The organism is Streptomyces sp. NBC_00400 (assembly GCF_036048035.1).
Taxonomy (GTDB): Bacteria; Actinomycetota; Actinomycetes; order Streptomycetales; family Streptomycetaceae; genus Streptomyces.
This window is the reverse complement of record NZ_CP107940.1, coordinates 201,633-218,435: the sequence shown is the minus strand read 5'-3', so window position 1 is coordinate 218,435 and position 16,803 is coordinate 201,633. Positions and strand designations below refer to the sequence as shown.

The 16,803-nt window shown below is 72.1% G+C and carries 16 protein-coding genes; 13 read left to right on the top strand and 3 right to left on the bottom strand.

Features of this window, described 5'->3' with window-relative positions:
- Positions 1–157: 157 nt before the first annotated feature.
- The 8 genes from OHS81_RS00990 to tgmB all read left to right on the top strand — a co-directional run bounded on the left by OHS81_RS00990 (position 158) and on the right by tgmB (position 7,456).
- Positions 158–1,423 (top strand): NAD(P)/FAD-dependent oxidoreductase, encoded by a 1,266-nt coding sequence (locus OHS81_RS00990; RefSeq protein WP_328381513.1) that lies wholly within the window; start codon positions 158–160, stop codon positions 1,421–1,423.
- The gene (locus OHS81_RS00985) at positions 1,420–2,193 is read left to right on the top strand and encodes a DUF1365 domain-containing protein (RefSeq protein ID WP_328381511.1); all 774 of its coding nucleotides are present in this window, start codon (positions 1,420–1,422) and stop codon (positions 2,191–2,193) included. The genes OHS81_RS00990 and OHS81_RS00985 overlap by 4 nt, the downstream gene beginning before the upstream one ends.
- Entirely contained in the window at positions 2,190–3,509 is a 1,320-nt protein-coding gene (locus OHS81_RS00980; protein ID WP_443058632.1) for a class I SAM-dependent methyltransferase, read from the top strand. Before OHS81_RS00985 ends, OHS81_RS00980 begins: the two co-directional genes overlap by 4 nt.
- Positions 3,506–4,258 carry a hypothetical protein gene (locus OHS81_RS00975; RefSeq protein ID WP_328381509.1) on the top strand — a complete coding sequence of 251 codons (753 nt, stop codon included), beginning with the start codon at positions 3,506–3,508 and terminating at the stop codon, positions 4,256–4,258. The genes OHS81_RS00980 and OHS81_RS00975 overlap by 4 nt, the downstream gene beginning before the upstream one ends.
- The gene (locus tag OHS81_RS00970; protein ID WP_328381508.1) at positions 4,255–5,082 is read left to right on the top strand and encodes a DUF1295 domain-containing protein; all 828 of its coding nucleotides are present in this window, start codon (positions 4,255–4,257) and stop codon (positions 5,080–5,082) included. Before OHS81_RS00975 ends, OHS81_RS00970 begins: the two co-directional genes overlap by 4 nt.
- A complete protein-coding gene (locus OHS81_RS00965) occupies positions 5,079–5,903 on the top strand; it encodes an alpha/beta fold hydrolase (protein ID WP_328381506.1) in 825 nt (274 codons plus the stop codon). Before OHS81_RS00970 ends, OHS81_RS00965 begins: the two co-directional genes overlap by 4 nt.
- Positions 5,904–6,326: 423 nt before the next feature.
- Positions 6,327–6,518, top strand: coding sequence for a putative ATP-grasp-modified RiPP (gene tgmA / locus OHS81_RS00960; protein WP_030079154.1), 192 nt, complete (start codon positions 6,327–6,329; stop codon positions 6,516–6,518).
- Positions 6,519–6,526: 8 nt separating this feature from the next.
- Entirely contained in the window at positions 6,527–7,456 is a 930-nt protein-coding gene (tgmB, locus tag OHS81_RS00955) for an ATP-grasp ribosomal peptide maturase (protein WP_328381505.1), read from the top strand.
- A 149-nt stretch (positions 7,457–7,605) separates the two neighbouring features.
- On the opposite strand, the gene OHS81_RS00950 is transcribed toward tgmB, so the two are convergent.
- The 3 genes from OHS81_RS00950 to OHS81_RS00940 all read right to left on the bottom strand — a co-directional run bounded on the left by OHS81_RS00950 (position 7,606) and on the right by OHS81_RS00940 (position 10,434).
- Positions 7,606–8,124, bottom strand: coding sequence for a hypothetical protein (locus OHS81_RS00950; RefSeq protein WP_328381503.1), 519 nt, complete (start codon positions 8,122–8,124; stop codon positions 7,606–7,608).
- A 278-nt stretch (positions 8,125–8,402) separates the two neighbouring features.
- Positions 8,403–9,770: an acyl-CoA dehydrogenase gene (locus tag OHS81_RS00945; RefSeq protein ID WP_328381501.1), complete on the bottom strand. Its 1,368-nt coding sequence runs from the start codon at positions 9,768–9,770 to the stop codon at positions 8,403–8,405.
- Between the two features lie 205 nt (positions 9,771–9,975).
- Entirely contained in the window at positions 9,976–10,434 is a 459-nt protein-coding gene (locus OHS81_RS00940; protein ID WP_328381499.1) for an RrF2 family transcriptional regulator, read from the bottom strand.
- Positions 10,435–10,668: 234 nt separating this feature from the next.
- Here OHS81_RS00940 and OHS81_RS00935 point away from each other — a divergent pair, with 234 nt between their 5' ends.
- The 5 genes from OHS81_RS00935 (at position 10,669) to OHS81_RS00915 (ending at position 16,791) form a co-directional block, all read left to right on the top strand.
- Positions 10,669–11,160 (top strand): (2Fe-2S)-binding protein, encoded by a 492-nt coding sequence (locus OHS81_RS00935; protein WP_328390816.1) that lies wholly within the window; start codon positions 10,669–10,671, stop codon positions 11,158–11,160.
- A 1-nt stretch (position 11,161) separates the two neighbouring features.
- Positions 11,162–12,160: an FAD binding domain-containing protein gene (locus OHS81_RS00930; protein ID WP_328381497.1), complete on the top strand. Its 999-nt coding sequence runs from the start codon at positions 11,162–11,164 to the stop codon at positions 12,158–12,160.
- On the top strand, positions 12,157–14,406 hold the full coding sequence (locus tag OHS81_RS00925; protein ID WP_328381495.1) for a xanthine dehydrogenase family protein molybdopterin-binding subunit: 2,250 nt from the start codon (positions 12,157–12,159) through the stop codon (positions 14,404–14,406). Before OHS81_RS00930 ends, OHS81_RS00925 begins: the two co-directional genes overlap by 4 nt.
- 184 nt (positions 14,407–14,590) lie before the next feature.
- Positions 14,591–15,301: a response regulator transcription factor gene (locus tag OHS81_RS00920; protein WP_328381493.1), complete on the top strand. Its 711-nt coding sequence runs from the start codon at positions 14,591–14,593 to the stop codon at positions 15,299–15,301.
- The gene (locus tag OHS81_RS00915; RefSeq protein WP_328381491.1) at positions 15,298–16,791 is read left to right on the top strand and encodes a sensor histidine kinase; all 1,494 of its coding nucleotides are present in this window, start codon (positions 15,298–15,300) and stop codon (positions 16,789–16,791) included. Before OHS81_RS00920 ends, OHS81_RS00915 begins: the two co-directional genes overlap by 4 nt.
- Positions 16,792–16,803 lie beyond the last annotated feature (12 nt).

Below are 16,803 nucleotides of genomic sequence, written 5' to 3'. Positions count from 1 at the left end.
CGGCCGGCCGTTCCTGGGCCGGCCGCCGGTGTCCGTCCACCCGTCGCGGTGGCCCGGAACATCGAGACCAATCCGCCCCGCCCCCGGCACCGAATCCTCAGTGAGCGGGCCGCCGCACCCCGGACGCGGCCCGCCCCGACATGAGGAGGCATCTGCTGTGGAGCGCCGACGGATAGCTGTGGTGGGCGGCGGGGTGGCGGGACTCACCGCCGCGTATGTGCTGCAGCAGGGCGGATGCGAGGTGTCGCTGTACGAGGCGGACGACCGTCTCGGCGGTCACGCCCACACCCACGACACGGCCTCGTCGGACGGCCGGGTGGTACGCGTCGACACCGGCTTCATCGTCCACAACGAACGCACCTACCCGCTGCTGCTGCGGCTGTTCGGCGAACTCGGGGTGGCCACCCAGGACTCCGAGATGAGCATGTCCGTACGGTGCGAGGGCTGCGGCCTGGAGTACGCCGGCGCCCGCGGTCCCGCCGGGCTGTTCGCCCAGCCGCGCAGCGCCCTGCGCGGGCGCTATCTGCGGATGCTGACCGAGATCCGGGCCTTCCACCGCGCGGCGCGCACCACGCTCGCCGCGGAGCGCGGGGACACGCTGACCCTCGGCGGATTCCTCGGCAACTGCGGCTTCTCGCGGTATTTCACCACCCACTTCGTCACTCCGCTGGTCTCCGCGGTGTGGTCCTGCGCCCCCACCACCGCCATGCAGTACCCGGCCGTCTACCTGTTCCGTTTTCTCGAACACCACGGGCTGCTGTCCGTCGGCGGCTCCCCGCAGTGGAAAACGGTGACCGGCGGCTCGGTGGAGTACGTCGGCCGGGTCGCCAAGCAGCTCACGGCGGTCCGCACCGGCACCCCCGTGCGGACGGTGCACCGCGGGCACGACCGGGCCGGGGTCGTGACCGAGGACGGCACGGAGTGCGCGTACGACGCGGTGGTGGTGGCCGTCCACCCCGACCAGGCCCTGCGGATGCTCGCCGACCCCACCGACGACGAACGGCGGGTCCTGGGCGCGTTCTCCTACTCGCGCAACACCACCCTGCTGCACGGCGACACCTCGCTGCTGCCCCGCGCACGCGGGGCCCGGGCCTCCTGGAACTACCTGATGGCCTCCTGCACCACCCCCGCGGACAAGGTGCAGGTCAGCTACCACATGAACCGTCTGCAGCGGCTGGACACCCCGGACGACTTCCTCGTCACCCTCAACGCCACCGACCGGGTCGCCGCGGACCGGGTCCTGGCGCGCATGGTCTACGAACACCCCCTCTACACACCCGAGTCGGTCGCCGCCCAGCAGAGCCTGCCGCGGCTGAACACGGCGGTCACCGCCTTCGCGGGCGCTTACCACGGCTGGGGCTTCCACGAGGACGGCTGCCGCTCCGGGGTGCAGGCCGCGCAGGCCCTGGGAGTGCGCTGGTGACACCCCGCACGGCCGTCCCGGCCACCGCCCCCGCCACCGGCGTCCGCACGCCCGCGCTCTACGAGTGCGTGGTCTCCCACGCCCGCACGGCCCCGGTGCACCACTCCCTGCGCCACCGCACCTACCTCTGGCTGGTCGACCTCGACCGCCCGCCGCGGCTTCCGCCCGCCCTGCGCCCGCTGGCCCGGTTCGACCCCCGGGATCATTTCGCCGGCACCGCACCGTCCCTCCGGGCCGGTCTGGAACGGTTCCTGACGAGCCGTGGGGTGCACCTCGACGGCGGACGGGTGCTGATGCTCGCGCACGCCAGGGTCCTGGGCCATGTCTTCAATCCGCTGACCCTGTACTGGTGCCACGACCGGAGCGGTGCACAGGTCTGTGTCGTGGCCGAGGTGCACAACACCTACGGCGAGCGCCACTGCTACCTGCTGCACACCGACGCGCAGGGCCGGGCGGACGTCACCAAGGACTTCTATGTCTCACCGTTCTTCCCGGTCGACGGCGCCTACCGGATGCGTCTGCCCGAACCGGCCGGCCGGCTCGATCTGACCGTGCAGCTGCGGCGTGGTGACACCAGGCCGTTCACCGCGACCGTGCGCGGCACCCGGCGGCCCGCGACCCCGGGGCACCTGCTGGCCACCGTGCTGCGCCACCCCTGGTCGACGGCCGCGGTCACGGCCGGGATCCGCCGCCACGGCATCGCCCTGTTCCTGCGAGGTCTGCCCGTCCGGACCCGCCCCCGCCACCGTACCCAGGAAGGTATGCAGTGAAGACTTCCGTCCCGTTCCGCACCGAAGCAGGTACCGCCCTCGCCCCGGCCGCCGCACCCACCACGGCCCGGGAGCGGGTGGACGCGGCCAGGTGGCCGGATGTGGCGCGCCGTCCGCGCGGCTCGGCCGCCCGTACCGCTGTGACCCGGCACCTCCTCCAACGGGCCCTGACCGCCCTGCCGTTGCGGGTCGCGCTCGGCGGCGCACCCGCCACGGGCGCCGAGGGGCCCCTGCTGCGGGTACACGACCCGGACGCGTTCTTCCGCCGGATCGGTACCGACGGGCTGATCGGCTTCGGCGAGTCCTACATGGCGGGGGAGTGGGACACGGACGAGCTGGTCGGCGCGCTGACCGTCCTCGCCTCCCACCTCACCTCGCTGGTGCCCCGTCCCCTGCAGCGGCTGCGCGGCGCCTGGGCGCACCGACGGCCGAGCGCACAGCGCAACACACCGGAGGGCGCACGGGAGAACATCCACCGTCACTACGACCTGTCCAACGACCTGTTCGCGCTCTTCCTGGACCGCACCATGACGTACTCCTCGGCCCTCTTCCCCCGGCGCCCCGCCGCATGGAGCGATCTGGCCGGTGCCCAGCACCGCAAGATCGACCGGCTGCTGGACCTGGCCGGTGTCGGCGAGGGCACGCGCCTGCTGGAGATCGGCACCGGCTGGGGAGAGCTGGCCCTGCGCGCCGCCGCCCGTGGCGCCCGCGTGGTCACCGTGACCCTGTCGCACGAGCAGCGCGCGCTCGCCCAGGCCCGTATCGCGCAAGCCGGATACGCGGACCGGGTCACGGTCGAACTGTGTGACTACCGGCAGGTGACCGGGGTCCACGACGCCGTGGTGAGCGTGGAGATGATCGAGGCCGTCGGCGAGGACTACTGGCCCGTCTACTTCGAGACCTTGGAACGCCTGCTGGCGCCCGGCGGCCGGATCGCGCTCCAGGCGATCACCATGCCGCACGACCGGATGCTCGCCACCCGCACCACCTACACCTGGATCCACAAGTACATCTTCCCCGGTGGTCTCATCCCCTCCGTCCAGGCTATCGAGGAGTGTGCCGCACCCACCGGCCTGCGGGTCCAGCAGAACGACGGATTCGGCGGCCACTACGCCGAGACGCTGCGCTTGTGGCGCGAGCGCTTCACCGAACAGCCCGCCACGGTCGGCGCATTGGGCTTCGACGGGGTGTTCTGCCGGATGTGGGAGTTCTACCTGGCCTACAGCGAGGCCGGATTCCGCGCCGGCTACCTGGACGTACGCCAGCTGCTCCTGACCAAGGCCGCCACCACGGCGCGGAACGGAGGCCCCCGATGACGCGGGTCGCGCCCCGTCCCGCCGCACTGCTCGCGGGCCACTTCGCGGGGAACCTGGCGGTGCGGCTGCGCGCCTGGGACGGCAGCGAAGCCGGGCCGAAGGCCGCGCCGGTCGTGGTGCTGCGCTCACCCCGCGCAGTGCGCCGTCTGCTGTGGCGGCCCGGCGAACTCGGCCTGGCGCAGGCGTACCTCGCCGGCGATCTGGACGTCGGGGGCGGCCTGACCGACGGTCTGAGCAGAGTGTGGCGTTCGGTGCGGGAGATCGGCCCGGCTCCCACCGCTCCCGGCCCCCGGCGACTGGCCAGGATGGCCCTGACCGCACTGCGGCTCGGCGCCCTGGGCCCGCGCCCGCCCGCGCGCGGGGTCCCGCAGGCACCGCTGCGGGGCACGCTGCACAGCACCGCCCGCGACCGGGCCGCCCTCAGCCACCACTACGACCTGGGCGAGACCGTGGGCCTGCTGGAGGCCGGCGGGCTGGAGGTGCGCTCGGCCGAGTCGCTGCGGGAACACTACGCACGGACCATCGCCGCCCGGCAGTACACGCGGGAGACCCGCCGGCAGGAGTGCGTCGCGCCGGCGGGGGAACTGACCGCCCGGGTGTGGCGGCTCTGTCCGGCCGGTGCCGGCCTGGCGTTCACCGAGCGCCGTATGGGCGTCGACCAGATCCTCGCGGTACGCACCACACCGGACGGGGAGGCCGGTATGCCGGCGACACCCCACGACTGGTACGCGCGGGAAGCGCGGCAATGACCGGATTCCCCTGGGCGGCCTTTGCCGTCAACCTCGCCGTGGCGGCCGGTGCCGCGTTCGCCGTCCTGCTCACCACGTTCGCCGTCGCCCGGGCCAAGGGGGTGCACCGGCTGGTGGACATCGCCTGGGGCGCGGCGTTCACGGCGGTGGCGCTGACGACGTGCGTCCTGTCCGCCGGTTACGGGGACGACGGCCGGCGGTTCCTGGTCACCGTCGCCACGGCGGTGTGGGGGCTGCGGCTGTCCGTCCATATCGCCCGGCGCGGGCGCGGGCACGGCGAGGACCCCCGCTATGAGCGGCTGCTGGCCAAGGCCCCCGGCAGCCGCGACGCTTACGCCCTGCGCACGGTGTACCTGTTGCAGGGCGGGCTGGTGTGGCTGATCTCGCTCCCGGTGCAGGTGGCTCAGTACGTTGCGGTGCCGCTGGGGCCGAGTGCCGTTGCCGGCGGGGTGGTGTGGGCGGCCGGCTTCGTCTTGGAGAGCGTCGGCGATTTCCAGCTTGTCCGGTTCACAGCCAACCCCGGCAACCGGGGCCGCCTCATGGACCGCGGCCTGTGGGCCTGGACCCGGCACCCCAACTACTTCGGCGACTTCCTCGTCTGGTGGGGGCTGTTCCTGTCGGCCTGCGGCACCCCGCAGAGCGCCGCGGTCGCCGTGGTCTCGCCACTGGTGATGTCGTACCTGCTCCTCTACGGCAGTGGTAAGCGACTGCTGGAGAACCACCTGGCCGACCGCCCCGGTTACGCTGCCTACACGGCCCGCACCAGCGGTTTCTTTCCACTGCCACCGCGCCGACACCCCCACCCGGAGGACACCCGCCCATGACCACCGGACCGGAACGGCCCACGGAGCCAGGCAACGGCAACGGCGATGGCAAGGGCGGCGCCCATGGCAACGACAATGGCCTGGGCATGGAGAGGGGCACCGGAAGGGGCAGGAGCAGCGACACCCACCACGACAGCGGCATCGACGGCGGACGCCGGAGCCCGCACCGGCCGCTGCTCGTCCACCGCCACCCGGACCCGCCACGGGCCGCGGTGCTGCTGATGCACGGCGGCCGGGCGGACGGCCGCACTCCGCCGCCGCGGCTCAACCTCCCCGCACTGCGGATGCGTCCCTTCGGCTCCGCGATGTCCCGGGCCCCGGACGGGCGGAAACTGCTGCTCGCCTCCGTGCGCTACCGCTGCCGCGGCTGGAACGGCCCGCAGGCGGACGCCGCCCAGGACGCCCGCCGGGCGCTCGACGAACTGGCCGCGCTCGCCGCCGACGTGCCGGTCGTGCTCGTCGGCCACTCCATGGGCGGCAGGGCCGCCCTGCACACCGGCGGGCACCCGGCGGTCCGCGGCATCGTCGCGCTCGCCCCGTGGTGCCCGCCCGGGGAGCCCGTCTCCCATCTCCGCGACCGGACCGTCGTCCTGCTGCACGACAACCGCGACCGGATCACCGACGCCGAAGGCTCCCGGCTCTTCGCCGACCGCGCCCGGCAGTCGGGGGCCCGGGCCCACACGGTCGCCATGCCGCGCGGTGGCCACACCATGCTCCGCGGCGCCCGCGAATGGCACCGGCTGACTGTGAAGCTCGTCACTGCCATCCTGGCCGGCGGGCCGTTGCCGGTGCCGGCCGAAGAGAGGCCGTCGCCCGGATAGCGGCCCGTATCCCGCACACCAGCCCCACACGGCACACCTTTGTGCACACGTCCCGCCCGTCGCCCACGCGGCGGGTGCGGAGTGAGAGGTGCACACGATCCGGCGTGCAGTTCCGCCCCGCCCCGGATGGCCGTGCCGGGGCCCTTCCGCGTGCTCAAGTCCCGTGCGGGGAAGTCTTCTTCAGGGTGGGCAATCGGTGTGCGCTCTTCCCTGAACGGGCCGTCAGGGCGTACCTCGACGGCGGTACTTGGCACGGCCGGCGAGTACGTGATCGCCGCATTTGAGTCAAGAAGATCGCCGAAAACGAGCAAATGAAGCAACTTACTGACCAGATTGTCGCGTCTTCCGTGCAGAGTCATCAAACGGGGTCTTCAAGTGTGCCCCGCGCCAAGGGCTCGGAAACCGGGCTTCGAAGGAGAAGGTATGCGACCGTTTGCGTTGAGCTACGCCCGTCCGGCGGTGAAATCACCGACGACCACCCCCTACAGCTATGACGCCACGCGGCAACTCAACGTCCTCCCGGACGGGCGCCCGGCCACCTGTAGCCGGGCGGTGCTGCTGGCAACCGGCACCACCGCCTCCACCGCCGGTTCCAAGACCCACTTCGACGACTGAGCGCCCCTATGACCGTCCTGGTCCTCACCTGCGAGGAAGACTTGACGGCGGATATCGTGGTGTCCACGCTGCAGGACCTCGGTGTCCCGCTCGTCCGCCTCGACCCCGCCGACCTGCCCGGAAGGGTCGCCCTGTCGGCGGAGTACGCCGGGGACGACTTCCACGGCTACCTCAAAGCGGGCACACGCATGGTGAGCCTCAGCAGCCTGCGTTCGGTATGGGTCCGCCGCCCCGGCACCCCCGGGGCACGCGCCCCGGAACAGTCCGCCTGGATCACGGCGGAATCCGAGCAGGCGCTGTACGGCATGCTCTCCTGTACCCCGGCGCGCTGGATGAACCACCCCGTCGCGTCCGTGCAGGCACGCAACAAGCCCTGGCAGCTCCATATCGCCCATCGCAGCGGTTTCCTCGTGCCCCCCACGTTGATCACCACATTCCCGGCGGTCGCCCGGCAGTTCGCCGCCGCCCACCAGGACCTCGTGGTGAAGTCGGTCAGCGGGAAGCACCCCGGTGACCCGCCGCTCGTGCTGCCCACCACGCGCATCAGCCCGGACGCGGACTTCAGCGGGGTCGCGGCCGGCCCCACCCTGCTCCAGCAGCACATCCACAAGGAGGCCGATATCCGGTTGACCTGCGTCGGCGAGCAGCTGTTCGCCGCCCGCAAGAAAGCCGATCCCGACGAGGTGGACAGTCGTTTCAGCCAGCACGGCACCTGGGAGCCTGCCGAGGTGCCGGACTCCGTCCACCGGGCGGTGAGCACCTATATGTCCACCGCCCACCTTGCCTATGGCGCATTTGACTTCGCCGAAGACCCGGACGGGACATGGTGGTTCCTCGAATGCAACCAGGGCGGCCAGTTCGGCTTCGTCCAGTTGGAGACCGACCAGCCCATTGCTCAGGCCATCGCCGCCTGGCTGACCGTGGAACCCCTCACCTGATTCCCCGGCGGCGGCCGGCCGCGGGGCCGCGGTGCCGCGAGGGCAGGGGCGAGACCGTCTCGTTGCCCCTTGCCCCTTGCTCCTCGCTCACGCGGCCCCGGCGCACCGGCTTCCGAAGGCGGCGCGTCCCGGGCGGCCACCGCCGTCCCCTACTTGCTCAAGACGTTCGCCACCACGATGAACAACCCGATCAGCACATCCACCCCGCCGACCCGGAAGGAGCCCGGCCAGCCCCGGCCCGCCACCCGGGCCGCCCACACCCCCCAGCCGAACAGCGCCACCATGTTGAAGCCCAGGGCGACGTCGATCGCGCTCGCCTCGCCCCACCACTTCGCCTGGGCGCCGAGCAGTACCGCGATCGTCGGCACCATCGCGGCCACCAGCGGCCATTCGGTCAGCATGGAACGCACCGCGCCGGCGGTGACCTGGGTGTCCTCGTCCGTCCGGTGCGCGATGGAGTGGGCGTAGCCGTGCGCGGCGGCCGATGCCACCGCCGACAGCGCCACCCACAACGCGTCGTACCCGGGATCCGCCGGGTTCCCCTCATGGCCCAGCGCGGCCGCCAGCGCACTGGCGAGCACCGAGCCGTACACCCCGCCGAACAGCAAGCGCTGCAGCGGCTCCCCCCGTCTGGGAGGCGGCAGGGAATCGTTGCGCAATACGGACACGGCGCCACCTCCCAGGACCGACGGGGCTGCCCCGCTCGGGGAGGCCCCCACGAGATCTAGCAGCCCCCGGCACGGATCCGTCCGAAGCTACGCCGACCGTGCCGGGCGAATTACCCCTGTGGCGCGGTGGTGTGGCCCCGCGGTATCGCGCGGAACCGAGAACTCCGCCCGGTGCCCGCGGAACCGAGAACTCCGCCCGGTGCCCGCGGAACCGAGGACTCCGCCCGGTCGGCGGCAGCTCGTCAGGCCGAGGACTCCGCCCGGTCGGCGGCAGCTCGTCAGGCGTGCAAGGTCAGGGCGGGGTGCGTACCGTTCAGATAGTGGTCGCCGATGTCGCGGAGGGAGTGGGCGGGGGAGGCCTGCGCCGTCAGCAGACGTGCGTTGCGCCAGAACCTGTCGAACCCCAGGGCCCGGGCCGGGGAGTCGGCGCCCTGGGTGAGTTCCAGGACACGGGTCGTGATGTCCATCGCCGACCTGCTGGTGACGGCCTCGGCCGCGGCGACCAGGACCGCGATGTCCGCGCGCTCGTCCACACCGAGTTCCTGCCCCGTGAGAAGGCCCCGCGCCAAGGCCTCGGTCGCCGATTCGACCACCGCCGCGGCGGTGTGGGCGGCCGTCACCAACTCCCCGTAGGCGAGCAGCAGGTAGGGATCCGCACCCGTCCGGTCCGGGTACGCATCCGGGTACGCACCGTCGTCCGGACCCGTGGCCGGCCGGCTGCGCGACGCGGCCCGGTCGATGTCCCGTGCCTCGGCAAGCGCTCCTTCGGCGGTCCCCAGGCTGACATGGGCAAGCGCGAGCCGGAGCGCCAGCGGGGCGAGGGTGGCGAAGGGGGAGATGGCGTGCTCATCGTGGGGGACGACACCGAGGACCTGGTCGGCGGGGACAGGGACACCGTCGAAGTTCAGGCGCCCGGCGCCCGTGAGCCGCTGGCCGAGGCGGTCGTGCTCGGCATCGGCCGCCACCCCCGGGTGGGCCGGATCGACGCATACGATCAGCGACTCACCGCTCTTGGCGCATACCGTGCCGAGCATCAGCCGGTCGGCGACCTGGACGCCCGAGGCGAGCGCCTTGCACCCGTGGAGGACGTACCCGCCGCCGGCCGGGGTGAGCGTCAGGTCGGCGCCCGCCGTCGGCTCCAGGTCCGGGATATCGGTACTGCCGCCCCAGAGCCACTGCTCCGCCACTGACCGGAGTTCGAGCCCGTCGGCCCTTTCCGGGGTGCTGAAGAAACGGGCACTCCACGACAACACATAGTGCCGGGCGAGCAGTTCACCGATGGAGCTGTCGGCCGCCGCGATCTCCCGGATGACCGCGCAGGCGGTACGCCAGTCGGTGCCGCGCCGGGCCGGTCCGGGCGGTGTCAGCAGACCGGGCAGACCCGCTTCGCGCAGCCGTGCGGCCTCGTCGAACGGAGGCTTGCCGGCACGGTCGCGGCTGAGCGCGTCGACGGCGAGGTCATCGGCGATCTCCCGGGTGATGCGGAGCCGGATCCCTTCCTCGGCAGGGGGGTGGGGCTCCGCGAAGGCGGGGCGTGCAGCGGACTTCTTCGGCACGGCACCGTTCACCGTCCCGTCGGGTGCCTCCGGCGCGGTCGGGGAGACCGGACCGCCGGCCGGTGAATCGGTACGTACCGGTGTCCGCACGCCCATTTCTCCCACCCCTGATTCCCTAGTTTTCCCACTGGATTAATAGGGAAAAGAATGCTTCCGGACTGCGGGCGGATCAAGGGGCGTTCAAGGGGCGGACAGGCCGGTCTTGGCATCCGGACCGTCGTGGAGAGGGCTCCCGGAGCCCTGAGAGACCCCTGAGAGAGCCTTGAGGGAGCCCTCTGAGAGTCCCGAGGATGCCCTAAGGGTTGGACCAGGACGCCGGGTCCTCGGTCAGTGCGGACACCGGGTCCGGCAGCTCGGCCGAGGCGACATCGGCCAGGGAGACGCCGTCGAGGATCTGGCGGACATTGGCCCGCAGGGCGATCCACAGCGGCAACAGTGACTCGGCGGGCCCCGTGTAGGACAACTCCGGTGGGCGGACTCCGCGTACCGACACCAGCGGGCCGTCCACGACCCGGATGACATCCGCGATGCTGATCTCCTCCGCGGGCTTGGCCAGCCGGTAGCCGCCGTTGCCGCCGCGCCGGCTGTGGACGAGCCCGCCGCGGCGCATGTCGTTCAAGATGCCTTCGAGGAATTTATGCGGAATGTCCTGCGCTTGGGCAATGGCCTCCGCCTTGAGCGGCCCCGCATCCCGGGCAGCGGCGAGTTGCAGCGCCGCCCGCACGGCATAGTCCGCTCTGGCTGAGATCCGCATGCTGCGCATTATCCCGTAAGGGGACCCGTGCGGGGCCTCCGGGTGTCCCCGTCCGGGATCTCCGGGTGCACCCGCGCCCGCCCGCCCGGAACGCCTGCGGCACGCCCTCCGCCACGCCCTTCGTCCGGTTGCGAGCCCGTACGACCGGACGGAGGCTCGACGTAGGGCACCGACTCCGAGGTGAGTGTCGTGGCAGACAAAGGCGCGTCAATGTCCGTCGCCGAGTCCTGGGCCATGCAAACGCGAGGGCCCGACAGCGTGGAAATGGCCCTGGTCGTGAACGGCGTCTCCTGCGTCCTGGACCTGGAACCCCGTGTCAGTCTGCTGGACGCGCTGCGTGAGCACATGGCTCTCACCGGTTCCAAAAAGGGCTGCGACCAGGGAACCTGCGGGGCGTGCACGGTCTGGGTCGACGGGCGCAGAGTGCTGGCCTGTCTGACGCTGGCCGTCACCTGCGAAGGCCGGGAAGTGACCACCATCGAAGGCCTCGCCGAGGGCGGGGAACTGCACCCGATGCAGCGTGCCTTCCTCGAGCACGACGCCTTCCAGTGCGGGTATTGCACACCCGGGCAGATCATGTCGGCCGTCGCCGTGCTGAACGAAGGACATGCCGGATCCGACAGCGAGATCGCCGAGTGGATGAGCGGCAACATCTGCCGCTGCGCGGCCTATCCCCACATCCGTTCCGCCATCCGTGAGGTGTACGGCCACAGGACAGGACAGTGACGTGCGTGCCATCAGCTACACCCGTGCGACGGATGTGACCACCGCGGTCCGGGCGGTGACCAGCGACCCCGGAAGCTCCTACCTGGCGGGCGGCACCACGGAAGTCGACCTGCTCCGCCTCGATGTGCTGCGGCCCCATCGCCTGGTGGACATCAACCGACTTCCCCTGGCCGGGATCGAGGCCCGTCCCGACGGGGGACTGCTCATCGGCGCGCTGGCCCGGATGAGCGAGGTGGCCGAGGCGCCGGCCGTTGTGCAGCGCTTTCCGATGCTCTCCCAGGCACTGCTGCTCGGGGCCTCCGCCCAGCTGCGGAACATGGCCTCCATGGGCGGAAACCTGATGCAGCGTGTGCGGTGCGCCTACTACCGGGACCCCGAATCCGCCTGCAACAAACGCGTTCCGGGAAGCGGCTGTTCCGCTCTGGAGGGAGCCCATCGCGGGCACGCGATCCTCGGCACCAGCGACCATTGCATCGCCACTCACCCCTCGGACATGGCGGTCGCGCTCGTCGCCCTGGACGCCGTCGTACACGTGGAGGGCGCCCATGGCTCCCGCAGTATCCCGGTCGACGACTTCTTCCTGCTCCCCGAGGACACACCCGAGCGGGAGCACCCCCTCACACCCGGTGAACTGATCACCGCGATCGAGGTGCCCCCGGCCCCCGTGGCGCGCGGATCGCTCTATCTCAAGGTGCGCGACCGCGAGTCCTACGAGTTCGCCCTCGCCTCGGCAGCCGCGGCGCTGGCGCTGGAGGACGGGGCGATCCGTGAAGTCCGGCTCGCCCTCGGCGGCGTGGCGACCAAGCCGTGGCGCGCGCACCGGGCCGAAGACCTGCTCGTGGGGCGGCGCGCGGAGGCGGAGGTGTTCGCACGGGCCGCGGGCGCGGAGCTGGCCCCCGCCGTCACCCGCCCGATGAACGCGTTCAAGGCGGAACTCGCCCGGCGGACAATCGTCCGTGCCCTGCAGACCGCTGCCGCGCAAGGAGGCGGGACGGTATGACCACGGGCGCCACCCTCAGGGCCGTCGGCCGGCCGCTCCCGCGCGTCGACGGCCGGGCCAAAGTCACCGGAAGCGGCCGCTACGCAGCGGAGTACACCCTGCCCGGCACCGTGTACGCCGCCCTCGTCGGCGCCCGCACCGCCTGCGGCCGGGTCACCGGCATCGACACCGGCGCCGCGGAGAACGCCGGCGGCGTGCTCGCCGTACTGACCCACCGGAACCTGCCGAAAATCGCGGGCCCGCCCCATCTGCTTCCGTCACTGGCCGGTCATGCCGCCCCCGGGGAGAGCTTCTTCCCGATGCAGGACGACGCCGTGCACTACTTCGGGCAGCCGGTGGCCATGGTGATCGCCGACTCGTACGAACGCGCCCAGTTCGCGGCCCGGCAGGTCCATGTCGACTACGAGCGCAGCGCCTCCGTCACCACCCTCGAAGAGGGCCGGGACCAGGCCTACGAACCCGAGGCGATCTTCGCGGGATTCCTCCCCGCACGCAGCGTGCGCGGAGATGTCGAGGCCGGTTTCCGGGCGGCGACCCAACGCCTCGACGCGACCTATCACTTCGCGGCAAACCACCACAATCCCATCGAGCCGTCGGCCACCACAGCGGTCTGGGACGGCGACCGGCTCACCCTCTACGACGCCACCCAGGGAATCGTGGCGAGCCAGAGCACCGTGGCGGCGCTGCTGGGCATCCCCCCGTCGAAGGTGCGGGTCCGCGCTCCGTACGTCGGCGGGGGATTCGGCTGCAAGGCCATGATCTGGCCGCATGTCACCCTGGCCGCCATGGCCGCACGCCATGTGCGGCGCCCCGTCAAACTGGCGCTCACCCGCGAGCAGATGTTCACCTCCTGCGGCCACCGCGAGGAGCAGGAGCAGCGCATCGAACTCGGCGCCACGGACGAGGGCCGGCTCACCGCCCTGCGCCACCACAAGCTCTCGCTGACCTCGCCGTTCGACGAGTGGGCCGAACCCTCGCTCAGCATCGCCTCGCAGGCGTACGCCTGCCCCAACTACGAGGGCGTCTACCGGCTGATCCGCGGCAACACCATGACGCCCACCTTCACCCGGGGGCCGGGCGAGACCACCGGCATGTACGCCATGGAATGCCTGATGGACGAGCTCGCCCACCGCATCGGCGTCGACCCCGTACAACTCCGGCTGCGCAACCACGCACAGTCCGACCCCCGGACCGGCCATCCGTGGTCGAGCGACGGCGCGGAGGAGTGCTACCGCCGCGGCGCGGCCCGCTTCGACTGGCACTCCCGCAACCCCGAACCCCGCTCCCAGCGGGACGGCAACCGGCTGATCGGCAAAGGCATGGCCACCGCCGGATACCCGGTGTTCTTCCCCATGCAGCCGCAACGTGCCCGGGCCCGTCTCTACGCCGACGGCTTCGCCGTGGTGCAGGCCGGCACGCAGGAATTCGGTACCGGATCGGCCACCGCGATGACCCAGGTCGCCGCCGACGGCCTGGGGATCCCCGTGGAGAACGTCCGCTTCGAGTACGGCGACACCGACCTGCCCAACGTCGCGGCGACGGTCGGCTCGGCAGGCGCCGGCATGATCAGCGCCGCGGTGCACACCGCGGCCACCACGCTCCGCGACCAGATGATCGAGCAGGCGGTCGCCGACCCCGCCTCCCCCCTGCACCAGGCGGACCCGGCCGCCGTCGTCGTCCGTGACGGGCGGATGGAGCTACCGGACCGGCCCGGCAGCGGTGAGTCCTACCGCGACCTGATGCAGCGCCACTTCATGACCGATATGGACGCCCTCGGCAGCTGGAGCCCGCCGCCCCCGGACGTGCCGTACGGGCTCGCCACCTTCGGCGCGCAGTTCGCCGAGGTCGCCGTCGACCCGGACCTCGGTGAGGTCCGCGTACGCCGGATGGTCGGGGCCTTCGCCCCCGGCCGGATCCTCAACGCCGCCACCGCGCGCAGCCAGGTCATGGGCGGCATGCTCTGGGGCATCGGCCAGGCGCTGCTGGAGGGCACGGTGGTCGACACCCGCGACGGCCGCTGGGCGAACGCGAGCCTGGGGGAGTACCTGGTGCCGGTCAACGCCGACGCCCCCGATGTCGACATCGAGTTCGTGGAGGTACCGGACACGGTCGTGAACCCGCTGGGCGTCAAGGGCCTCGGAGAAGTCGGCATGGTCGGCGCCGCGGCAGCCATCGCCAACGCCGTCTTCCATGCGACCGGATACCGCGCCCGCGAGCTGCCGATCAGGATCGAACACCTGCTGTAGGGCCGCGCTCCCGGCGCGCCGCCTCCCCCACCCTGTCCGGCGTCCAGCGTCCGGCACACGACGCCGACGGCCGGCACAACCCGGCCCCTTCAGATCCCGGATCCCGAATCCCGGACCGTGGCTGACACCCGCTGGAGCCCATGACGGATGATGCCGTGAGGCGGTGTCCCCCACGGAGGCAAGCATGTACGGACAAAGCAGCACCGGCCGGGTCCTGCTGGTGGACGATGACGCGGCGATCCGGCGGTCGCTCGGGCGCGGGCTGCGGCTGAACGGCTTCACCGTGGGGCTGGCGGACGGCGGACGGGCCGCGCTGGAGCGGATGGCGGAGGCGCCGCCGGACGTCATGGTCCTCGATATCTCGATGCCCGACCTTGACGGCATCGCGGTGTGCCGGCAGCTCCGGGAGCACGGCAACGACCTCCCCGTGCTGATGCTGTCCGCGCTCGACGAGGTCACCGACCGGGTGGCGGGGCTGCAAGCAGGCGGTGACGACTACCTCGTCAAACCCTTCGCCCTGGACGAACTGGTGCTGCGCCTGCATGCGCTGCTGCGGCGCCGCCCGCCCGCCCCCACCGACGGCGTACGCGTCGGCTCCCTGGCGCTCGACACGGCGGCACACCGCGCACGGCTCGACGACCGGGAGGTGGAGCTGACCCGACGCGAGTTCGCCCTGCTGGAGGTCCTGGCCCGCAACGCCGGGCAGGTGCTCACCCGCGACCAGTTGCTGGAACGCGTATGGGGCTACGACTTCGAGGTGCGCACCGACGCGGTGGACACCTTCGTCAGCTATCTGCGGCGCAAGCTGGAAGCGGGCGGGCGGAGCCGGATCGTACACACGGTGCGGGGCGTCGGCTTTGTGCTGCGGGACGACGAGAGCGGGTCGGCGCGATGAGGCTGTCCACCCGGATCGCGCTCGTCGTCGGGATGGTGGTGCCGCTGCTGGTGGTGGTGTCCGGCTGGCTCCTGGTGCAGCTGGTGGGCAAGGATCTGCGCATCCAGGCGGACCAGCGTCTCACCGAACGTGCGCAGAGCGTGGCCGTGGCGGCGCGTGGCCTGTTGCGTGCCAGCTCCCGCGACCGGCCCCGCGCCGAACAGGCCCGCCAGCGGAAGCTGTTCACCGCGGCCCTGGACGTCGGCGTCCGGCTGTCCGGCCCCGAGACCACCGTCATGGACGGTCCGCAACCCGCCGCCTCGGTTCCGCTGCCCGCCGGCACACGGCATCCGTCCACCGTGCGGTCACAGGGCAGGAGCTGGCGGGTGCTGGCCGTGCCGGTCACCGCCCGCGGCACCGGGGCGCAGGGGATGCTGTGGCTGTTCTCCCCGGATACGGCGCGCGAGGCACAGCTCGGGATGGTGCGCCGGAGGGTGATCATGGTGGCATTGCTCGCGGCCCCGCCGGCCGGTGCCGCGGCCTGGCTGCTCGCCGCCCGCGCGGCCCGGCCGCTACGGCGTCTGCAGCAGGCGGCCGGCGGACTCGACCCGCACACCAGCGCCGCGCGGCTGGATCACGCCCCGACCCGCATCACCGAGGTCGACGACCTCGCCGGGACCCTGCAGACCTTCCTGACCCGGTACGACGAGCAAGCCGCCCGCACCGCCGAGGCGCTGGCCTCGGCACGCTCGTTCTCCGCCGCCGCGTCCCACGAACTGCGCACCCCGCTGATGAGCATGCAGACCAACCTCGACATCCTCGACGCCTTCCAGGACCTCGACGCCGCCGACCGCGCGGAAACGGTGGACGATCTGCGGCATGAACACGCCCGTCTGCTGGGCCTGTTGGTGATGCTGCGGGCACTTGCCCAAGGCGATCTGGTCGAGGCGGACTCGTTTGCCGTCATCGACATGGCGGATCTCGCCGACGAAGCCGCGGCGGATGTCCGGCGCAGGTACCCCGGGGCCGAGGTGGTGGTCCACAGCAGCCCGGGACTGACGATCCACGGATGGCAGCCGGGGCTGCGTTCGCTGCTGGACAACCTCCTGACGAACGCGCTGGTTCACGGCCGGCCCGCCGAGGGCGGCGCCCATGTCGCGCTCTCCCTCCGCGCCGGTGAGGACAGCGGATCCCGCTGCGTCGTCCTCGGCGTGGAGGACCGCGGGCCGGGTGTGCCGCAGCAGCGCCGGGAGGCGGTCTTCCAACGTTTCCAGCGCCGCCCGGACAGCCCGGGTTCGGGCCTCGGTCTCACTCTGGTCGCCCAGCAGGCCGCCCTGCACCGGGCGAGCCTGCGGATTCTGGACGGCCCCGGCGGCCGGGGAGCCCGCTTCGAGGTCACCTTCCCCGCCGCACCCGCCCACCGTCCTCAGCACACGGCGCTCCCGGCGCACCGGGACTGGCTGGCGGACCCCGCGGACCGCCCACAAGGTTTCCACAAAGAGCATCCCTAACTTCTCCTCGCG